This is a genomic window from Diaphorobacter oryzae DSM 22780 (assembly GCF_059568935.1).
In genome coordinates this window covers 13,104-31,430 of the sequence record NZ_JCANUL010000016.1, presented here as the reverse complement: position 1 = coordinate 31,430, position 18,327 = coordinate 13,104, and the positions used below count along the sequence as shown (strand labels likewise).

Genomic DNA, 18,327 nt, shown 5'->3' with positions numbered 1-18,327 from the left:
GCCATGTATGAAGCATTTTACGGGTTGAATAGTAAACCCTTCCAGTTGAATCCAGATCCAGGCTTCTATTTCAGTAGCAAGCAGCATCAGCGCGCACGTGCATATCTTGAATATGGTGTCATGTGTTGCGAGGGGTTTATCGTGATCACAGGGGAGGTGGGGGCGGGGAAAACCACCATCGTGCGCAGCCTGCTCGACAGCCTAGATCAGGATGCGGTAGTTGCCGCCCATTTGGTGAGCACCCAATTATGTGCCGAGGATACGTTGCGCCTGGTTGGTGCTGCTTTCGGAGTGCATGTTCAGGGTATTTCAAAGGGAGATCTGCTTCTGGCGCTGGAGGCCTTCTTCGTCACTCAGACTCTGCAAGGAAAACGTTGCCTGCTTATTGTCGATGAGGCGCAGAACCTTCAGCCCCTGGCAGTAGAGGAGTTGCGCATGCTGTCCAACTTCCAGAATGGCCAGGATGCTCTGCTGCAGACATTTCTTGTGGGACAGCCTGAGTTTCGCGAAATTATTGAAAGTCCTGGCATGGTGCAACTGCGACAACGGGTGATCGCTACCTGCCATTTGGGGCCATTGGATGCGGCTGAAACCCGAGATTACATTTTGCATCGCTTGAAGTGTGCCGGCGCTAGCAGCAAGCCTACCTTTGATCCCGAGATTTTTGATGAAATCTATCGCTTTACAGGTGGAATTCCCCGGCGAATCAATACCTTGTTTGATCGCGTTCTTCTGCAAGGATTTCTGACGGACAGAACGCACATTGATCTGGAGCTGGTGAGCGGAATCATTCACGAGGTTCAGTCCGAGATGGAGGTCCCGCAGAAGACGGTGCATCCTTGGGAGATGTCGCTGAGAACCGCAACGCGAGGGGCAGCGCGTGTAGGGGCAGAACAGGCGAAATCGGAGCCGGGAGTATTGGAAATAGATAGCGCCTTGGTTGACAGCATGGCCGGCCATCTTGCTCATGTGACGGCTGAGCAATTGAGTGCCCGTCTACTGCGTATAGAGCGCAGTGTGCTGCGCCAGGAGCGCGTGAGTTTGGAAATTTTGATGAATCTGCAAAAGCTGCTGTCATCTGGTCGGCGGCAGCGTTCGGATAGCGTCTCAAGCTAGTGGCCGGAGTCCATTGTCATGCGCAGATCGACCTCCATCACCAACGCGCTGACCATTGACGTTGAGGATTATTTCCAGGTATCTGCTTTTGCTCCCTACATTGAACGTAGCAACTGGGAGTCGCGGGAGTGTCGGGTAGAGCGCAATGTTGACCGCATTCTTCATTTGTTGAGTGATGGCGACATTCAGGCGACTTTCTTCACTTTGGGATGGATCGCTGAGCGGTATCCGACTCTGGTACGCCGCATTGTGGACGGCGGCCATGAGATTGCCAGTCATGGCTATGCCCATGAGCGTGTGAGCGATTTATCGGAGGAGGATTTCTTCAGCGACATCTATCGCGCGAAAGCCCTGCTTGAAGACATCGCAGGCTTGCAGGTGCAGGGTTACCGTGCACCGAGCTTCTCCATCGGATTGGGCAATCTATGGGCGCTGGACACATTGCGACGGGCCGGTTACCGCTACAGTTCCAGCATTTACCCCATCCAGCATGACCACTATGGCATGCCAGATGCACCACGCTTTGCCTACCAAGTATGCGAAGGGTTGATCGAAGTGCCGCCGAGCACCCTGCGCCTGTTCAACCGCAACCTGCCGTCGAGCGGAGGTGGGTATTTCCGACTTTTCCCTTACGCATTGTCACGATGGATGTTGCGTCAGGTGAACAGCCAGGATCGCTCCCCAGCAGTTTTCTACTTCCACCCCTGGGAAATTGATGCGGGGCAGCCGCGCATGCAAGGCATTGGCTGGAAAACGTACTTTAGACACTACGTGAACATTGGTCGTATGGAGAAGCGGCTTGCCCATCTCCTTCAGGACTTTCGCTGGGGGCGCATGGACCGAATTTTTCTCCATCAGCATACGAAGGAGGTGAATCTTGTCTAGCACTACTTCTATGCTGAGCGTTCGCATGCTTGACCTACACAGCCCAGCTGATGCAGCTCGATGGGATGATTTTGTTCAGAATTGCCCGCAGGCCACTTTCTTCCACCGTTCTGGATGGCAGGTTCTGATTCGTGAGGTGTTTCGCCATGACACCTACTTCCTGTATGCCGAGAGTTGCGGGAGTATCAGAGGAGTCTTACCGCTTGGGCATGTCAAGAGTTATTTGTTCGGCAATGCACTCACCAGCTTGCCATTCTCCGTGTACGGAGGGGTCGTCGCACTGGACGAAGTAGCTGCGGAGGCTTTGGAGCGCGAGGCCAGATATCTGGCTCGGCATCTGAGTGTGGATCACTTGGAGCTGCGCAATGTGGAGCGTCGCCATGCGGATTGGCCGCTGCAGGACATTTACGTGACGTTTCGCAAATCCATTGCATCGAGAGAGGAGGACAACCTGCGTGGTATCCCGCGGAAGCAGCGTGCAATGGTGCGCAAGGGGATCAAGAACGGGCTGACTTCCCATATAGATGCAACGGTAGGCCGTTTTTTTCCCCTGTATGCCGGTAACGTGCACCGCCACGGTACACCGGCACTGCCCAAGTCTTACTTTGAAGGACTGCGCCTCGTTTTTGGATCTGATTGCGAGGTGCTCACTGTTTGTGCACCTGATGGGCGTCCCGTCAGCAGTGTGCTGAGTTTTTATTTTCGTGATGAGGTGCTCCCCTATTACGCAGGGGATGATGAGTCCGCGCGAGAGTTGGCGGCCAACGATTTTAAGTACTGGGAGCTCATGCGTTTGGCGTGTACGCGAGGCTTGAAAGTTTTTGACTTTGGACGCAGCAAGAGGAACACAGGATCATACGCATTCAAGAAGAACTGGGGTTTCGAGCCAACCCCTTTGCACTATGAGTATCAGTTATACAGAAGAGAAGACATCCCACAGAACAATCCTGCGAACGCCAAGTATCGTTTATTGATAGGTGCCTGGCGGCGCATGCCTATTCATCTTGCCAATTGGCTAGGGCCAAAGATCGTTCGAGATCTTGGGTAGATGGCATTACGGCAGACATCAATCGTGAGCAATATTCTCTACTTGGTGCATAGGCTGCCATACCCTCCCAACAAGGGAGACAAGGTGCGTTCGTACCACTTGCTACGCCATCTGCAAGAAGGTCACCGTGTGTTCCTTGGCACTTTCATTGATGATCCTGACGATGGAAGGCATCTGCCAACGCTCCAAGCCATGTGTTCTGATGTGCACGTGGAGTGCATTGATCCGCGCCGGGCGAAAGTAAAAAGTCTGATCGGTCTCTTAACCGGAGAGGCACTTACGCTGGCCTACTATCGCAACGCGGGTATGCATCGCTGGGTAGAACAGACGAAACGGGCACATGAACTGGATGCCTGCGTGGTTTTCTCATCGGCTATGGCACAGTACGCAAGGCCACTTCTTCCCGAAATTCCGATGCTGGTGGATTTCGTCGATGTGGATTCTGCGAAGTGGACGCAATACGCAGCAGCGCACCGCTGGCCTTTGTCCATGCTGTACCGCCTTGAGGGGAGGCGCTTGCTTGCGTATGAGCGGGCGATGGCTGCATCGTCGCTTTGCTCTTACTTCGCCACCCCTAATGAGCGTGCATTGTTCCTCTCGCAGGCTCCCGAGTGCAACGGGCGAGTGCATGCCATGGGAAATGGCGTGGATACTGAATTCTTCTCGCCGCTTCCCCAGCGAAGCAGCCCATTCAAAGTAGGCGAGCAGGCCGTGGTTTTCACGGGGGCCATGGACTATTGGCCCAACATCGATGGTGTGAGCTGGTTCGTGAAAGACATGCTTCCACGGCTGCAGTATGGCTGGCCGAAGACGCGTTTTTATGTTGTTGGGCGCAATCCATCGTCTCATGTGCAGGCACTGGCCAATGCGCATGTGGTTGTGACCGGAACCGTGGATGACGTCAGGCCGTATCTGCAGCATGCCAGTGCAGTAGTGGCTCCCTTGCGGGTGGCGCGTGGTATTCAGAACAAAATTCTTGAAGCCATGGCCATGCACAAACCCGTGATCACCGTGAGAAGTTGTGCTGAAGCCGTAGGTGCTACAGCAGAGCAGGGATTGCTGAGTGCAGATACTCCTGATGAATTCGTTGGTGCATTGGGTGCGCTGTTGGATTCCCCTGGGTTGGTCGATTCGCTTGGGCGTAAGGCCCGTAGCTATGTGGAGAAGACATGCAGTTGGAAGACTCATCTGAGTCGCATAGACAGCTGTTTTGTTGGCAGGCAGTCAGTGGAGTGATGGCGTATGTGTGGCATCTCCGGATTATTCGACACGAATGGACGGCGGTGGTTTGACCGTGTTCTGGCTTCGCATATCAATAACGTTCAGTCTCACCGTGGTCCCGACGAAGAAGGACTGCATTTCGAGCCGGGCTTGGCGCTGGGCCATCGGCGGCTGTCCGTGATCGACCTTGCGGCGGGCCAGCAGCCACTTTTCAACGAAGATGAATCTGTCGTTGTTGTTTTCAATGGAGAGATCTACAACTATCAGGAACTCATTCCTGAGCTGAAAGAACTTGGGCACTGCTTCAAGACGCGCAGTGACACGGAAGTGATAGTGCACGCTTGGGAGTCTTGGGGAGAGGGTTGTGTTCTGCGTCTGCGGGGAATGTTCGCTTTTGCACTGTGGGACCGCAAGCAGCAAACCCTTTTCCTGGCGCGGGATCGCATGGGTGTCAAACCCATGCATTACGCCTGGCTTCAGGATGGTAGCTTCGTATTCGGATCCGAACTCAAGGTTCTGACTGCCCATCCAGCGTTTGTGCGAGATATTGACCCACTCGCGGTGGAAGAATACTTCTCATTGGGCTACGTGCCGGATCCTCGCTGCATTTATCGGAACGCCTACAAACTGCCCAGTGGACACACCCTTACCTTGCGCCGAGGTCAGACTGGCCAACTTCGTCCCGTAGCGTACTGGGATGTGAGTTTTTGCGCCAACAATCCCATCAGTCTGGCCGACGCGCAGGTTGAGTTGCGCGATCGATTGCGTGAGTCGGTTCGCCTGCGAATGGTTGCGGATGTTCCGCTGGGAGCCTTCCTTTCAGGAGGACTTGATTCCAGCGCTGTAGTCGCCGCCATGGCCGAACTGTCTGATTCGCCTGTGCACACATGCACGATTGGATTTGACGATCCTCGATTCAATGAGTCTGACTATGCGCAGCAGGTCGCCGACCGGTACCAAACAGATCACAGGCTTGAGATTGTCAAAAGTGATGACGTTGGTCTTGTGGATACCTTGGCGTGGCTGTATGACGAGCCGTTTGCTGACAGCTCGGCTATCCCTACCTATCGTGTCTGTCAGGCTGCGCGAAAGCATGTCACGGTGGCGCTGTCCGGAGACGGTGCCGATGAAAGTTTTGGTGGGTATCGGCGGTACCGCATGCATCTGCTTGAGGAGGCGGTTCGTCGGCGATTGCCTCAAGGGGTGAGTCGGCACTTGTTCGGAACGCTTGGGAAAATCTATCCAAAGGCCGATTGGGCGCCGCGCATCTTTCGTGCGAAAACTACCTTTCAAGCCTTGGCGATGGATACGGTTGAAGCCTATCACCACAGTGTGTCTTGCCTGCGGGAAGACCAGCGCTGTCAGCTATTTTCTCCGACGCTGCATCGCAGTCTGGGAGGCTACAACGCGCTTGAAGTTTTCCGTGAGCATGCAAAGCGCGCGCAGACGGACGATCCGCTCGCTCTCATTCAGTATCTCGACTACAAGACGTGGCTGGTCGGCGATATCAATACCAAGGTGGACCGTGCCAGCATGGCCCATTCACTAGAGGTACGGGAACCATTGATGGACCATCAGCTGATTGAATGGCTGGCTACGCTGCCAAGCCGCATGAAAATCCAACGAGGCGAGGGGAAACTCATTTTTAAGATGGCCTTCCGTTCGCTGTTGCCGAGAGAGGTCCTGGGTCGGAGAAAAATGGGGTTCTCTGTGCCAATGGCGAGTTGGTTACGTGGGCATTGGCGGACACGAATTCGTGATTCAGTACTGAGTCAGAGGATGCTATCGACTGGCTACTTCAACGCAGGGAATTTGGAGTTGCTAGTGAGCCAGCATTTATCAGGAGAGAGAGATAACGCGATTCAGTTGTGGATGCTGATCATGTTTGATGCATTTCTACGGCGCTCTCAGGACTCCATGCCATGACTGCCATGCAACCTCGCCGGCGCATCGTTCATGTTGTTTACCGCTTCGGCGTTGGCGGGTTGGAAAACGTGCTTGTGCAGCTGATCAATCGCTTGCCGATTGAGCAGTTTGAACACATCGTTTTGTCTCTTACATCAATTGGCGATATCAAAAATCGCATCACTCAACCGGGTGTCCGATTCATCGAGCTGCACAAGCCGCCTGGCCATGCCATTGCCTTGTACCCGAGTATCTATCGCCTATTGAGGGAGATCCGTCCCGATGTGCTGCATACCTGCAACCTGGCTGCGTTGGAGATCACGCCCCTCGCCAGGCTGGCTGGGGTGCGCTGGCGCGTCCATGCAGAGCACGGATGGGATGCGCACGATCCCAAGGGGGAGAGCTCACGCTATCAATGCATCCGCAAGCTTTACAGACCCTTTGTGAGCCATTACGTGGCTGTCTCAAGAGACATCAACAACTACCTTGGACGGTCGATCGGTGTCCCGGCGCATTGCCGATCTTTGATTGCCAATGGAGTCGACACCAACAGATTCACTCCAGTCTTTGGGGCGCAGGCTACGGTTACGGGGTGCCCCTTTGATCCGGCGCAGCATTGGCTTGTCGGCACGGTTGGTCGGCTGCAGACGATCAAGAATCAATCGCTTTTGGCACGGGCCTTCGTAGAACTATTAGGCCGCCATCCAGAGGCGGCAGACCAAATGCGACTGGTCGTGGTTGGTGAGGGGCCGCTACGCGCAGAGGTCGAAGGCATCCTTGCGAGCGCAGGGGTGAGACAACTCGCCTGGCTGGCGGGCTCACGAGATGACGTGGCGGACATCCTGCGATGCCTTCAGTGTTTTGTTTTGCCATCGCAGGCGGAGGGCACATCATGCACGTTGCAGGAGGCAATGGCTTGCGGCCTGCCGGTTGTTGCTACGGCGGTGGGTGGGAACCCAGAGCTGGTAGAGCCAGGCGTTACGGGAGATTTGGTACCTCCTGGCGATGCAGTGTCGATGGCCGACGCGATTTGGAAGATTTACTCCAGTCCCGAGCGCGCAAACGGCTATGGACGGATGGCTCGAGACAGAGCGGTAGAAGGACTTGGGGTGGACGGAATGGTCGCTTGCTATGCGCGCCTTTTCGCAGGGGGGAAAGCAGATTGGGAAGGCCTCGTGGCCTAGCTCCCCAAGTTCAAAAGTATCCTTTTGGGTGACTTGTTGATCTGCATGGTTTTAGAAGAATATTTGAATAACGTATCGAGATTCCTCAGTAGGTCGTGAGGCGTGGCATTGTTGGTAGAGAACTGCTTATACCCGTGAGGAGGAGGCTGTTCAATGAAGGTAATGCTTGTTTTTGGTACGCGGCCCGAGGCGATTAAACTCGCTCCGCTGATTAAGGCGTTGAAGGCGCAGGCGCCACATCTGCAGACGGTGGTGTGCGTGAGTGCTCAGCATCGTGAGATGTTGGATCAAGTGCTGCAGTTGTTCGATATCGTGCCAGACTACGATTTGAACATCATGAGGCCGGGCCAAGATCTGTTCCACCTTACCGCAAGCATCCTGTCAGCGCTCAAGCTGGTCCTTCAGAAAGAGATGCCGGATTTGGTCTTGGTCCATGGCGATACGACGACAACACTCGCAGCTAGCTTGTCGGCCTACTATGCGGGTGTTCCTGTGGGGCATGTGGAGGCGGGTCTTAGAACTGGTAATAAGCATGCACCTTTCCCAGAAGAGATTAATAGGCGGATTGCTGGAGCAATATCTGATTTGCACTTTGCGCCTACTGAGAACGCGCAAGCCAACCTGCTGCGAGAAGGGGTTAATAGGAGCTGTATTCATGTGACGGGAAACACCGTCATTGACGCCCTGCTGATGGCGGTGGATTATTTGCGGAGTCATGATGCTCTGCGAGCGGCACTTGATCGCAAGTTCGAATTCCTAGACTCTGGCAAGCGGCTTATATTGATTACTGGCCACCGAAGAGAGAATTTCGGAGAGGGATTCGAGCAGATCTGCTTAGCGCTGGCCGACATCGCAGAAAGTGAGTCAGATGTTGAGCTACTTTATCCTGTGCACTTGAATCCCAATGTGCGCAAACCTGTCAACGATATTCTGGCGAATCGACATCTGGGCAATGTGCATTTGATTGATCCAGTGGATTATCTGCCATTCGTTTACCTTATGAGTCGCTCCTATCTCATCATTACGGATAGTGGTGGAGTGCAGGAGGAGGCGCCATCCTTGGGTAAACCAGTGCTGGTCATGCGAGAAACAACCGAGCGCCCAGAGGCTGTCGCGGTCGGCGCAGTGGCCTTGGTGGGTACCTCGCGCGATTGCATTGTCAAGGAAACCTTGAGCCTACTGCACAACCCGTCGGCATACGCAGCTATGTCGAGGGCTTGCAATCCTTATGGCGACGGTAAAGCAGCAGTGCGCATTGTTCAAACCATATTGTCATTCAAGCAAAAGTGAGGACAGGTATGGCACGCATCACTCAAAAAATCGTTGTCATGGGGTTGGGCTACATCGGGTTGCCAACGGCGTCAATGCTGGCCACAAAAGGGCATCATGTGGTGGGTGTGGATGTTAATGAAGAGGCCGTGAGGGTGATCAATTCAGGGCGTGTTCCTATTAGTGAGCCTGATCTGGATATTCTTGTGCGCTCGGCAGTCAATAGCGGTAACTTGAAAGCATCTATGGAGCCGGAAGAGGGTGATACCTTCATCATCGCCGTGCCCACGCCGTTCATGGAGGTAGATGGTGATCCCAAAGCACCTGATTTGTCATATGTAAAGGCAGCAACAAGGGCCATTACGCCATATTTGCGGCCTGGCAACTTGGTGATTCTTGAATCTACATCGCCGGTTGGGACGACAGAACTCATCTATCAAATAGTTTCCGATATTCGGCCAGATCTCAAGGGTCAAATACATATGGCACATTGCCCCGAGCGTGTTTTGCCGGGGAATATTCTGAGGGAGCTTGTAGACAACGACAGAATTATTGGGGGCCTTTCTAAGGCCGCTAACGAGCAGGCTAAGGCGCTTTATAAAAGCTTTTGCAATGGGGCAGTTCTACTGACAGATAGTAGAACTGCTGAGCTATCAAAATTAATTGAGAATGCGTTTCGTGATGTCAATATTGCCTTTGCCAATGAGCTTTCCATGATTTGTGATCAGCTGGGAATTAACGTCTGGGAAACCATAGCGTTGGCTAATCGCCATCCACGTGTGAATATCCTCCAGCCGGGACCCGGGGTGGGGGGGCATTGCATCGCGGTGGATCCCTGGTTCATTGTGGCTTCAGCTCCTGGGTTGGCGAGACTGATCCGTACGGCACGTCAGGTTAACGACGATAAGCCGCATTGGGTCATCGACAAGATCAAGGCGAGAGCCGCGCGATTCAAGTCGCCTGTCATCGGCTGTCTCGGCTTGACATTCAAAGCCAATATTGATGATCTGAGGGAGTCTCCAGCGCTCGAAGTTGTGCGCGAACTCTTGCGTCAGGATGTTGGGCGTATTCTCGCGTGTGATCCTAATGTGCATCCTGGGAAGCTGGAGCTGGAGCTTGAGCTGTATCCCCTTAAACAAGTGATTAAGGAGGCGGATATCCTGGTGCTGCTAGTGGATCACTACGAGTTCAAGGAAATCGACTTGGACTCCATTCGTGACAAGGTGGTGATAGACACTAGGGGCGCATTGCGCTGACCTTGCCATGAGAATTCTCTACCATCATCGTGTGGCCTCTTGCGACGGGCAGGCTGTTCACATCGAAGAGATGATTGGTGCGCTGCGGTCACTCGGGCATGAGGTGCGGGTGGTAGCCCCCTCTTTTGGAAAGACGCCAGGGTTGCGGGGCCAGATGGGGTCTGAAAACAAATGGATTAAATACATCAAGGTTGCCACGCCCAGGGCGGTTTACGAACTGCTGGAACTGGCTTATTCGTTAGTCGCCTACAGGCAGTTGCGCCAGGCAGTGGAGGTTTTTCAACCAGACTTTATTTATGAGCGCTACAACCTGTTTCTCATGGCAGGCCTGATGCTCAAGAAACGCATGGGTATTCCCATGGTGCTGGAGGTTAATTCACCACTGGTATACGAACGCTCCTTTCACAGTGGTGGCCTATCCTTGAAGAGGCTTGCGGAATGGTCTGAAGGTACGGTTTGGCGGGGAGCTGACGTGGTGTTGCCGGTGACGCGTGTACTGGCGGAGCATGTGATGGGCCGTGGGGTAGCGAGCCGACGGATCAGTGCCATACCCAACGGCATCAATGCAACCTCCTTCAGTTCTGCTCCCTCTCCGGACGTTGCCAAAGCGACACTGGGTTTGCAGGGAAAGTTGGTTCTCGGTTTCACAGGGTTTGTTCGGGAGTGGCACGGCATGGACCGTGTGCTGGACTGGATGGCGGTCCCACGGACGCCGTCCAAGACCCACTTGTTGGTGGTCGGTGATGGGCCGGTGCGTGAGCAGCTTGAGCGGCAGGCCCGGAGACTAGGGCTGAATGAGAGGATCACCTTCACGGGCGTGGTCCATCGCGATCAGGTGTCGTCATATGTGGCCGCCTTCGATATAGCTTTGCAGCCTGCGGTCACGCCCTACGCATCCCCTCTAAAGCTAATGGAGTACCTCGTCATGGGGAAGGCCATCGTTGCTCCGGATGCGCCCAACCTGAAGGAAATTTTGTCCAATGGGATCAATGCACTGTTGTTTGATCACACCCGAGGGGGAAGCTTCGAAGAGGTACTGACGGCCCTGTGCGTCGATCAGGATCTCAGGTTCAGGCTGGCGCGGGAGGCAAAGGAAACGATTAATAAGCTTGATCTTACGTGGCTTGGTAATGCGCGGCGCGTTGTAAGTCTGGTGGAATCGCTGCGATGAATGTTCTCCTTTTCAGCTCACTCTATCCCAGCGAGCAGCGACCTATTCACGGAGTCTTTGTTGAGACACGTCTGAGGGAACTGGTGAACACGGGGCGCCTCAATGTCCAAGTTGTTGCCCCGGTTCCTTGGTTTCCTTTCAAAAGTGCCCGTTTCGGTGAATATGCAAAGTTTGCAGCGACTGCGCGGTATGAACTCCGTCATGACCTGCAGGTGCACCATCCGCGTTACTTTTTACCCCCCAGGGTGGGTATGACGCTGGCACCATTCAGCATGGCACTGGGAGCGTTCGAGACGGTCCGTCGCTTGCAGCGCGATGGCTTTGATTTCGAATTGATTGACGCGCATTACTACTACCCTGATGGCGTGGCCGCTGCCTTGTTGGCTAGGTGGTTCAAGAAGCCGCTGGTGGTGACTGCGCGAGGAACAGACCTGAACCTCATGCCGCAATACGCCATCGCGCGTCGCTTGATTTTGAGCACGGCAAAGCAAGCGGGAGCTTCAGTTGGTGTTTGCCGTGCTCTCATGGACCGGCTTCATGAACTGGGCGCCGATCCGGGCAAGTTACATACGCTGCGCAATGGCGTGGATCTGAAGAGGTTCACGCCGGAGCCTAGGTGGGCGGCACGGCATCATCTGGGGCTGGAGGCAAATCGTCGCTATCTTCTGTCGGTTGGGCATCTTATCGAGCGCAAGGGACACTTGATTGCCATTGATGCACTGGCGTTGATGGCATCTGATGTGTCTTTGCTGATTGTGGGAGATGGGCCGGAAAGGTCAGCGCTAGCAGAAAGGGCTGAGCGCCTCGGACTTGGGACAAGGGTGCGCTTTGCGGGAGTCGTAGCGCAGCAAGATTTGAAGTGGTGGTACAGCGCTGCCGACGCTCTGACCCTGTGTTCGAGCCGTGAAGGATGGGCCAACGTTTTGCTGGAGTCCATGGCCTGTGGTACTCCAGTGATCGCAACCAACATCTGGGGGACCCCGGAGGTCGTAAGCCATTCGGCGGCTGGTGTATTGATGGATTCGCGCACGCCGCAAGCGCTGGCCAAAGCTTGGCATGGGCTCCTGCGTGAATATCCTGCACGTGAAGCCACGCGGCTCCATGCCGAGGCTTTTTCCTGGGACTCCACTACGGAGGGGCAATGGAGAATTTTTCAGGAATTGGTGAAAAACCAGCGGGCAGGCGAGGTCCAGTTGCCTTCGATCTCATGAACTGAACCGACCATTCATGCGCAGCCTGTTACTCACTGCCGCTTACTTTCTCATCATAGGGCTGGGCTTTCAGGCTTCCTATGTATGGGTGCTGGGATACGTATGGGTTGATATCTTTACGCCGCAACTGCTTGCTTATTCCATGCTGCCATCGCTTCCAGTGTCGATGATCCTCGCAGTGCTGGTGCTCCTCGGGCTGCTTGGCCTACCAAAAGATCCCGATGTTGGGATTCGCGGTGTAACAGTACTCACAGTGCTCTTCGGTGGGTGGATGTCGCTGACATTGCTGTGGTCCGAGGTGCCGGGTGCTGCCTTTGATAAGTGGAGCTGGGCCATCAAGAGCGTCTTGTTTTCGTGCTGCGTTCCCTACTTTTTGCGCAATCGCATTCATGTAGAGGCTTTTCTTTGGACATTGGTGCTTTCGGGCATGGCGCACTGCTTGACGTTTGGGGCAAAGGTGCTGATTTCAGGTGGGGGCTATGGCATGCCATTGGGATTATTAAGCGTGAACTATGGGTATGGTGAAAGTAGCACCCTTGCGATGTTTTCGGTTAGTTTGATTCCAATATGCCTCTATCTGTATAAATGGCAGACATTGCTACCCCAGACCAAAATTGTACGCCTGATGTTGATTGGCTTTATGGCGGCAGCCTTGCTCACCTCGATAGGAACTTATGCTCGTACTGGGCTCATCAGTATTGCCGTGCTGAGCATGTTGCTGATGTTTCGGTCCAAGCGACGTCTGCGTTACCTCATCATCACGCCAGTGGTGCTGGCTTTGCTCTTTAGCAGTACCAGCGAAAACTGGATGAATCGGATGTCCACGATTGGCGATAGTTCTGAAGAGTCGGCGATGGGGCGGGTGGCTGTCTGGCTATGGACGATCAAGTATGTCATGGCCCACCCTTGGGGAGGGGGATTTGAAGTCTTCCGGATCAACGAAATGACTATATCGTTGCCTGACGGGTCCACACTCACAGTGTTTGCCAAGGCGTTTCACAGTATCTATTTTGAAATTCTTGGCGAGACAGGGATTCCAGGATTCATGCTGTTTCTGGCCATTGTTCTGGTGACGAGGAGAACCTTTGTAAGGCTGAAGCGAGAACGTTTTGGTCCAGAGGCGGAGTGGCTCAGCGATGCAGGGCAGTATTTGCTTTTTGCACTGTATGTATTCCTCGCTGGAGGAGCATTCATTGGAGTTGGGTTCCAGTCTTATTTTTATTACTTGGCTGCGATGTCTGTGGCGCTTCTTAATATTAGGCAGAAGATTTTCCGAGAGAATTCAAAGGGCGCAAAATAGGTGGGTGCATACAACTCGGAGTTAATACTGCAGTTGGTGATGGGGTCGCTTGGATTTGTGGTTGTATAGGTTTTGCCGGCGGTGTGGGTGGCTTGTGAGGAAGAGTTTTTCGCGATGAATGTTTTCGTCAAGGACGGGGGTTATTCATGCTGGATAATATATCAATATCAATATCGGTAGGATTGCTGATATATGTGATCATCCAGTCGATACGGAAGGGGCGGTGATGTTGCTTCCGGGATTAAGCCTGCTATCACGCGGTAAACTGACCGTGTTGCTGTTCCAGCAGGTGCCAGATCGGGCAGATCCATTGACGGTGGGTGCGCTTGATGTTCCAGGTTTTGAGCAGATGCTGGACGTAATTCTCACGATATTCCGCATCATGCCGTTGGTTGATGCCTCGCGTGCCCTTCGGGCGGGCAACTTGCCTGATAGAGCGGCGTGCATCACCTTTGACGGTGGCTATGCCGATTGGATGCGTGGCGTCATACCGGTGTTGGAGAGACGTATGGCTCACGCCACATTTTTCGTCTCTACCGGGCAGTTTGCTGGCCGGCCTTTATGGAGTGAGCGGGTCGTGCATTCTGTCCGGAATGCTCCGGCGGGGTTGCAGGGCGTCCAGTTGTCAGGCGTTGATTCGCCACGGGTAGCCTTCAGCGACTTGCACGCGCGAGTGGATGCGCTAGATCACTTATGCCGTTTTCTGCGGACTCAGAGCCCAGAGCATAGGGGGCTGCTCATACAAGAGCTTGAAGAAAAAACCGGTACTGCTGTGGACGAAGTACCTCGCATGCCGGTCGCTGACTTGCAGGCCATTCATGCCAAAGGTTTCGATATTGGTGCCAACTCCGTGGACTCGCCGGCCTTGTCGCGGTGCTCGATTGAGCAGGCACGATGCGAGATAGGTGCGAGTAAAGAATATATTGAATCAGTGATTCGCGGGCGCGTCACTGCATTCTCGTACCCACATGGGATTCCGCTAGAGGATTTTAATCAAGAGCATGTGCAGGCAGTCCGTCAGTGTGGTTATGAACTCGCGGTGGGGGCCCACAGGGGGGTCGCCTCTGCTCAAAGCTCCATGTTCCAGATCCCAAGGTACCGCCCAGCGGAAGGCACAAAACCTTGGCAAAAGCTCCGGCTTCTGGGCAACCTGCTCGAGCCAAGAAGACAGGTGGCTGAGCCACAACGTGAAGGGGGGCGCCGTGTGCTCATGGTGGCGTTCCATTTTCCACCGCAGGCGGGCAGCAGTGGCATCCTGCGCACACTTAATTTCGTGAGGCATTTGCCATCACATCACTGGTCTCCGATTGTCCTGACAGCCTCGCCGTCGGCATATGAGGAGCAGCGAAATGACCTGATCGCGGCTGTTCCGCCAAATACTCCGATCCTGAGATCTTTTGCTCTGGATGCTGCACGGCATATGTCCATAGCCAAGAAGTATCCGGGCATCCTCGCGCTTCCCGACCGTTGGTCTACATGGTGGTTCTCTGCTGTGCTCAAGGGCATGAAGGTTGTGAAGCAGCAAAAGCCAGCGGCAATATGGAGTACATACCCGATCTCAAGCGCCCATCTGATAGCGGCGACGATCAATCGTCTGACAGGGCTGCCTTGGATCGCTGATTTTCGGGATCCGATGCTATCGGAGGATTTTCCGCCGTCTGGTATGCAGCGCAATATATGGCGCCTGCTGGAGGCGCATGTCCTTCGCAGTGCAACGGCCTGCGTGTTCACTACGGACCGTGCTGCAAAGGAGTATGCGATCCGCTATCCCCTGGAAGCATACAAATGCGAGGTGGTCCCCAATGGATATGACGAGACGGCTTTCACGGGTATCAGTCCTGTGCGTCAGGGGGTGCATGGCCAGACGTTGCTAATGCTACACAGTGGCTTGATTTACCCACGGGATCGTGACCCTTCCACGTTCTTCGGTGCAGTGCGGGACCTTATCGACGAAGGTGTGCTGGAACGGAAGCACCTGCGCATTCGCTTCAGGGCTCCCAAGCACGGGGACGAGGTTTGCGCGGCAGCGGCAAGGCATGGCCTAGACGACGTGATCGAGATATCGCCGCCAGTACCTTATGGCGAGGCCATCGCTGAAATGTTGGGAGCGGACCTTCTGCTTGTTTTTCAGGGGCCTCGTTTCAATGCGCAGATTCCTGCAAAGATCTATGAGTACTTGCGGGCGCAAGGTCCATTGTTGGCCTTGCTAGATCCTGCGGGCGACACGGCAGTTGAACTGAGCCGGTTTGACGGTGTGTTTATGGGGGACATCGCTAGCAGTGCCGCCATACGGCAGGCGCTGTTGGCGTGGCTGGATGCGCTGAAACTGCACGGAGGAAAGATGCCGCCAAGGCCTTTGGATACGATCAAATCGTTGTCCAGGGCCGCTCAGGCGGAGCGGTTGAGTCGGCTGCTCAACATGCATACGGGGCGCGTTCGAACTGAAATTTAGAAGCGCTCGGCTCAGGGCTTGTCATGGCGCTCTGCTGGGTCAATACTTGTACCGAATGGCTTCAATTTGGCTAAGGAGCTTGCATGAACAGCGCGGATATCTTTCGTGTCCCATCATTTGCATGCCGCCATTGCGGTGCAACGGTTTCATTGCCGTTCGCAGACTTGGGGATGACGCCTCTGTGCCAGACACAGATTGCCCCTGAGGCCTTTGACAAGCCAGAGCGCTATTTCCCATTGCAGGCCTATGTATGTACGCAATGTTGGCTGGTGCAGTTGCGGGACTGCATCAGTTCCGGCGATGTGTTCACTGATTCCTACCCTTATTTCTCCTCTTACTCATCGAGTTGGGTTCAGCATGCCAAGTGCTATGTGGACCGCATGGTCGAACATTTGGGGCTGTCAGTTGACAGCCTAGTTGTGGAGTTGGCTAGCAACGACGGCTATCTGCTGCAACATTTTTTGCCGCACGCTGTCCCGGTACTAGGTGTGGAGCCATCTCGCAGTGTGGCTGAGTCCGCTCGGGAAAAGGGCATACGGACGGAGATCTGTTTTTTTGGAGGAGAAGCTGCACACAGCTTACTCAATGAGTATGGTGCGGCGGACTTGATCGTCGGGAACAACGTGCTGGCGCATGTGCCGGATGTCAACGATTTTCTGGCGGGCGTGAAGAGGATGCTGAAGACTGGTGGCACGGCTACGTTCGAGTTTCCACATTTGCTTAATCTCATTCGATTCAGTCAATTCGACACGATTTACCACGAGCATTTTTCCTATCTTTCTCTGCACGCTGTTATTGCTCTGTTTAGTACAGCAGGCCTTGAGGTGTACAACGTCGAGGAGTTGAGCACGCATGGTGGGTCGCTGCGGGTATTCGGTCAACATGCGGGAGGAGTGCATGCAACAGGGCCTGCTGTGAGGGGTGTGCTGGAAAAGGAGCGAATCGCGGGAATGCTTGATGGGGAAACCTACGAAAAATTTGCGGAGCAGGCAAGGAAAAGCAAGCGCGAGATCCTGAGATTCTTGATTGATGCCAAGCGAGGCGGGAAGCGCGTTGCGGGCTATGGTGCACCCGGCAAAGGCAACACGCTTTTGAACTTCTGTGGCATCGGTACGGATTTGATGGATTTCACGGTGGATGCCAATCCCGCCAAACAGCACACGTTTGCACCTGGTAGCCGCATTCCTATTTATCCACCTGACCACATCCGATCCGAAAAACCAGACTATTTATTCATTTTGCCATGGAATCTAAAAGAAGAAATCATGGTGCAGACGGCATACATTCGAGAATGGGGTGGACAGTGGGTGACTCCTATACCAGAACCACGGGTCTGGCCCGATGTGGTCATACCGGCTCAGTCGAGGTGAAGCATGAAAGTTGTACTCTTCTGCGGAGGCATGGGAACGAGGATGCGGGAGTTTTCGGAAACGATTCCCAAACCCTTGGTTCATGTCGGGCATAGGCCCATTATCTGGCACCTCATGCGGCATTTTGCATATTTTGGGCACAGAGATTTCATATTGTGCCTGGGCTACAAGGGGGAAATGATTCGAGATTTTTTTGTCAACTACAAGCCGCACATGAGTGAAGACTTCAGGCTGGAGAGGGGGGTGGCCAAGCTGCGTTCTGATGTGACGGATGTTCACGATTGGAGCATTGACTTTGTAGACACGGGACTTCGACGCAACATCGGTGAGCGCTTAGTCGCAGTTCGGCATCTGCTCCAAGAGGATGAATTATTCTTGGCAAATTACTCGGACCAACTGTGTGACATCGATTTGGATGAGTACATTGGATCGGCCAAAAATCATGGAAAAGTCGCCAGCTTCATTTCCGTGCATCCTGCCGGTAGCTACCATACTGTTGCCACAGAGCCAAACGGAACGGTGAGCTACATCGGCCCCTGGTCGGACGCAGATCTGTGGATTAATGGGGGTTATATGGTGCTCCGCCAGCAAATATTCGATCACATTGAGCCAGGAGATGAGCTGGTTGAGGCGCCATTTCAGCGCTTGATTGCCAAGAAGCAGCTGTTCTCATACCAGTACCAGGGGTTTTGGAAAGCCATGGATACCTACAAAGACAAGCTGTCATTTGATGAAGATTATGAGCGTGGGCATCGGCCGTGGGAGCTCTGGAATCGCATCTGAAATGCGAGGGTGAGGGAGTGGCCTTCCGTCATCCGAGCAGGAGGATGATCGACACGCCCATAGTGCCAAGGGCTAGCGCACCAGGTAACAGTACTTTGCCGTGGAGCCTGGTAGTCCTCCAAACGAAGTCGGTGCCGATCACCAATAGGGTCAGAA

14 protein-coding genes are annotated in these 18,327 nt (G+C 54.1%); all 14 read left to right on the top strand.

The annotated features are described in order from the left end of the window. Positions 1-3 precede the first annotated feature (3 nt). The 14 genes from BP68_RS18125 (at position 4) to BP68_RS18060 (ending at position 18,171) form a co-directional block, all read left to right on the top strand. Positions 4-1,116, top strand: coding sequence for an XrtA/PEP-CTERM system-associated ATPase (locus BP68_RS18125; RefSeq protein WP_496374377.1), 1,113 nt, complete (start codon positions 4-6; stop codon positions 1,114-1,116). Positions 1,117-1,134: 18 nt separating this feature from the next. After that, positions 1,135-2,001, top strand: a complete 867-nt coding sequence (locus BP68_RS18120) for an XrtA system polysaccharide deacetylase (RefSeq protein ID WP_496374375.1) — start codon at positions 1,135-1,137, stop codon at positions 1,999-2,001. A gap of 25 nt (positions 2,002-2,026) precedes the next feature. Further along, complete coding sequence (locus BP68_RS18115; RefSeq protein WP_496374373.1) at positions 2,027-3,049, top strand: FemAB family XrtA/PEP-CTERM system-associated protein; 1,023 nt, start codon at positions 2,027-2,029, stop codon at positions 3,047-3,049. Beyond that, on the top strand, positions 3,050-4,285 hold the full coding sequence (locus BP68_RS18110) for a TIGR03087 family PEP-CTERM/XrtA system glycosyltransferase (RefSeq protein WP_496374371.1): 1,236 nt from the start codon (positions 3,050-3,052) through the stop codon (positions 4,283-4,285). It abuts the gene before it with no gap. A 6-nt stretch (positions 4,286-4,291) separates the two neighbouring features. Continuing rightward, positions 4,292-6,196 carry an XrtA/PEP-CTERM system amidotransferase gene (locus BP68_RS18105; protein WP_496374369.1) on the top strand — a complete coding sequence of 635 codons (1,905 nt, stop codon included), beginning with the start codon at positions 4,292-4,294 and terminating at the stop codon, positions 6,194-6,196. After that, positions 6,193-7,359, top strand: a complete 1,167-nt coding sequence (locus BP68_RS18100) for a TIGR03088 family PEP-CTERM/XrtA system glycosyltransferase (protein ID WP_496374367.1) — start codon at positions 6,193-6,195, stop codon at positions 7,357-7,359. Before BP68_RS18105 ends, BP68_RS18100 begins: the two co-directional genes overlap by 4 nt. Positions 7,360-7,512: 153 nt before the next feature. Further along, complete coding sequence (gene wecB / locus BP68_RS18095; protein WP_496374365.1) at positions 7,513-8,649, top strand: non-hydrolyzing UDP-N-acetylglucosamine 2-epimerase; 1,137 nt, start codon at positions 7,513-7,515, stop codon at positions 8,647-8,649. A gap of 8 nt (positions 8,650-8,657) precedes the next feature. Beyond that, the gene (gene wecC, locus BP68_RS18090) at positions 8,658-9,884 is read left to right on the top strand and encodes a UDP-N-acetyl-D-mannosamine dehydrogenase (protein WP_496374363.1); all 1,227 of its coding nucleotides are present in this window, start codon (positions 8,658-8,660) and stop codon (positions 9,882-9,884) included. Between the two features lie 7 nt (positions 9,885-9,891). Beyond that, entirely contained in the window at positions 9,892-11,055 is a 1,164-nt protein-coding gene (locus tag BP68_RS18085; protein WP_496374361.1) for a glycosyltransferase family 4 protein, read from the top strand. Then, positions 11,052-12,266, top strand: a complete 1,215-nt coding sequence (locus BP68_RS18080) for a glycosyltransferase family 4 protein (RefSeq protein ID WP_496374359.1) — start codon at positions 11,052-11,054, stop codon at positions 12,264-12,266. The genes BP68_RS18085 and BP68_RS18080 overlap by 4 nt, the downstream gene beginning before the upstream one ends. A 16-nt stretch (positions 12,267-12,282) precedes the next feature. Then, positions 12,283-13,566, top strand: a complete 1,284-nt coding sequence (locus tag BP68_RS18075) for a putative O-glycosylation ligase, exosortase A system-associated (protein ID WP_496374357.1) — start codon at positions 12,283-12,285, stop codon at positions 13,564-13,566. Between the two features lie 271 nt (positions 13,567-13,837). Beyond that, positions 13,838-16,018 carry a polysaccharide deacetylase family protein gene (locus tag BP68_RS18070; protein ID WP_496374355.1) on the top strand — a complete coding sequence of 727 codons (2,181 nt, stop codon included), beginning with the start codon at positions 13,838-13,840 and terminating at the stop codon, positions 16,016-16,018. 83 nt (positions 16,019-16,101) lie between these two features. Beyond that, on the top strand, positions 16,102-17,388 hold the full coding sequence (locus BP68_RS18065) for a methyltransferase domain-containing protein (RefSeq protein ID WP_496374353.1): 1,287 nt from the start codon (positions 16,102-16,104) through the stop codon (positions 17,386-17,388). Positions 17,389-17,391: 3 nt separating this feature from the next. Beyond that, complete coding sequence (locus BP68_RS18060) at positions 17,392-18,171, top strand: sugar phosphate nucleotidyltransferase (RefSeq protein WP_496374351.1); 780 nt, start codon at positions 17,392-17,394, stop codon at positions 18,169-18,171. The last annotated feature ends 156 nt before the right edge of the window (positions 18,172-18,327 follow it).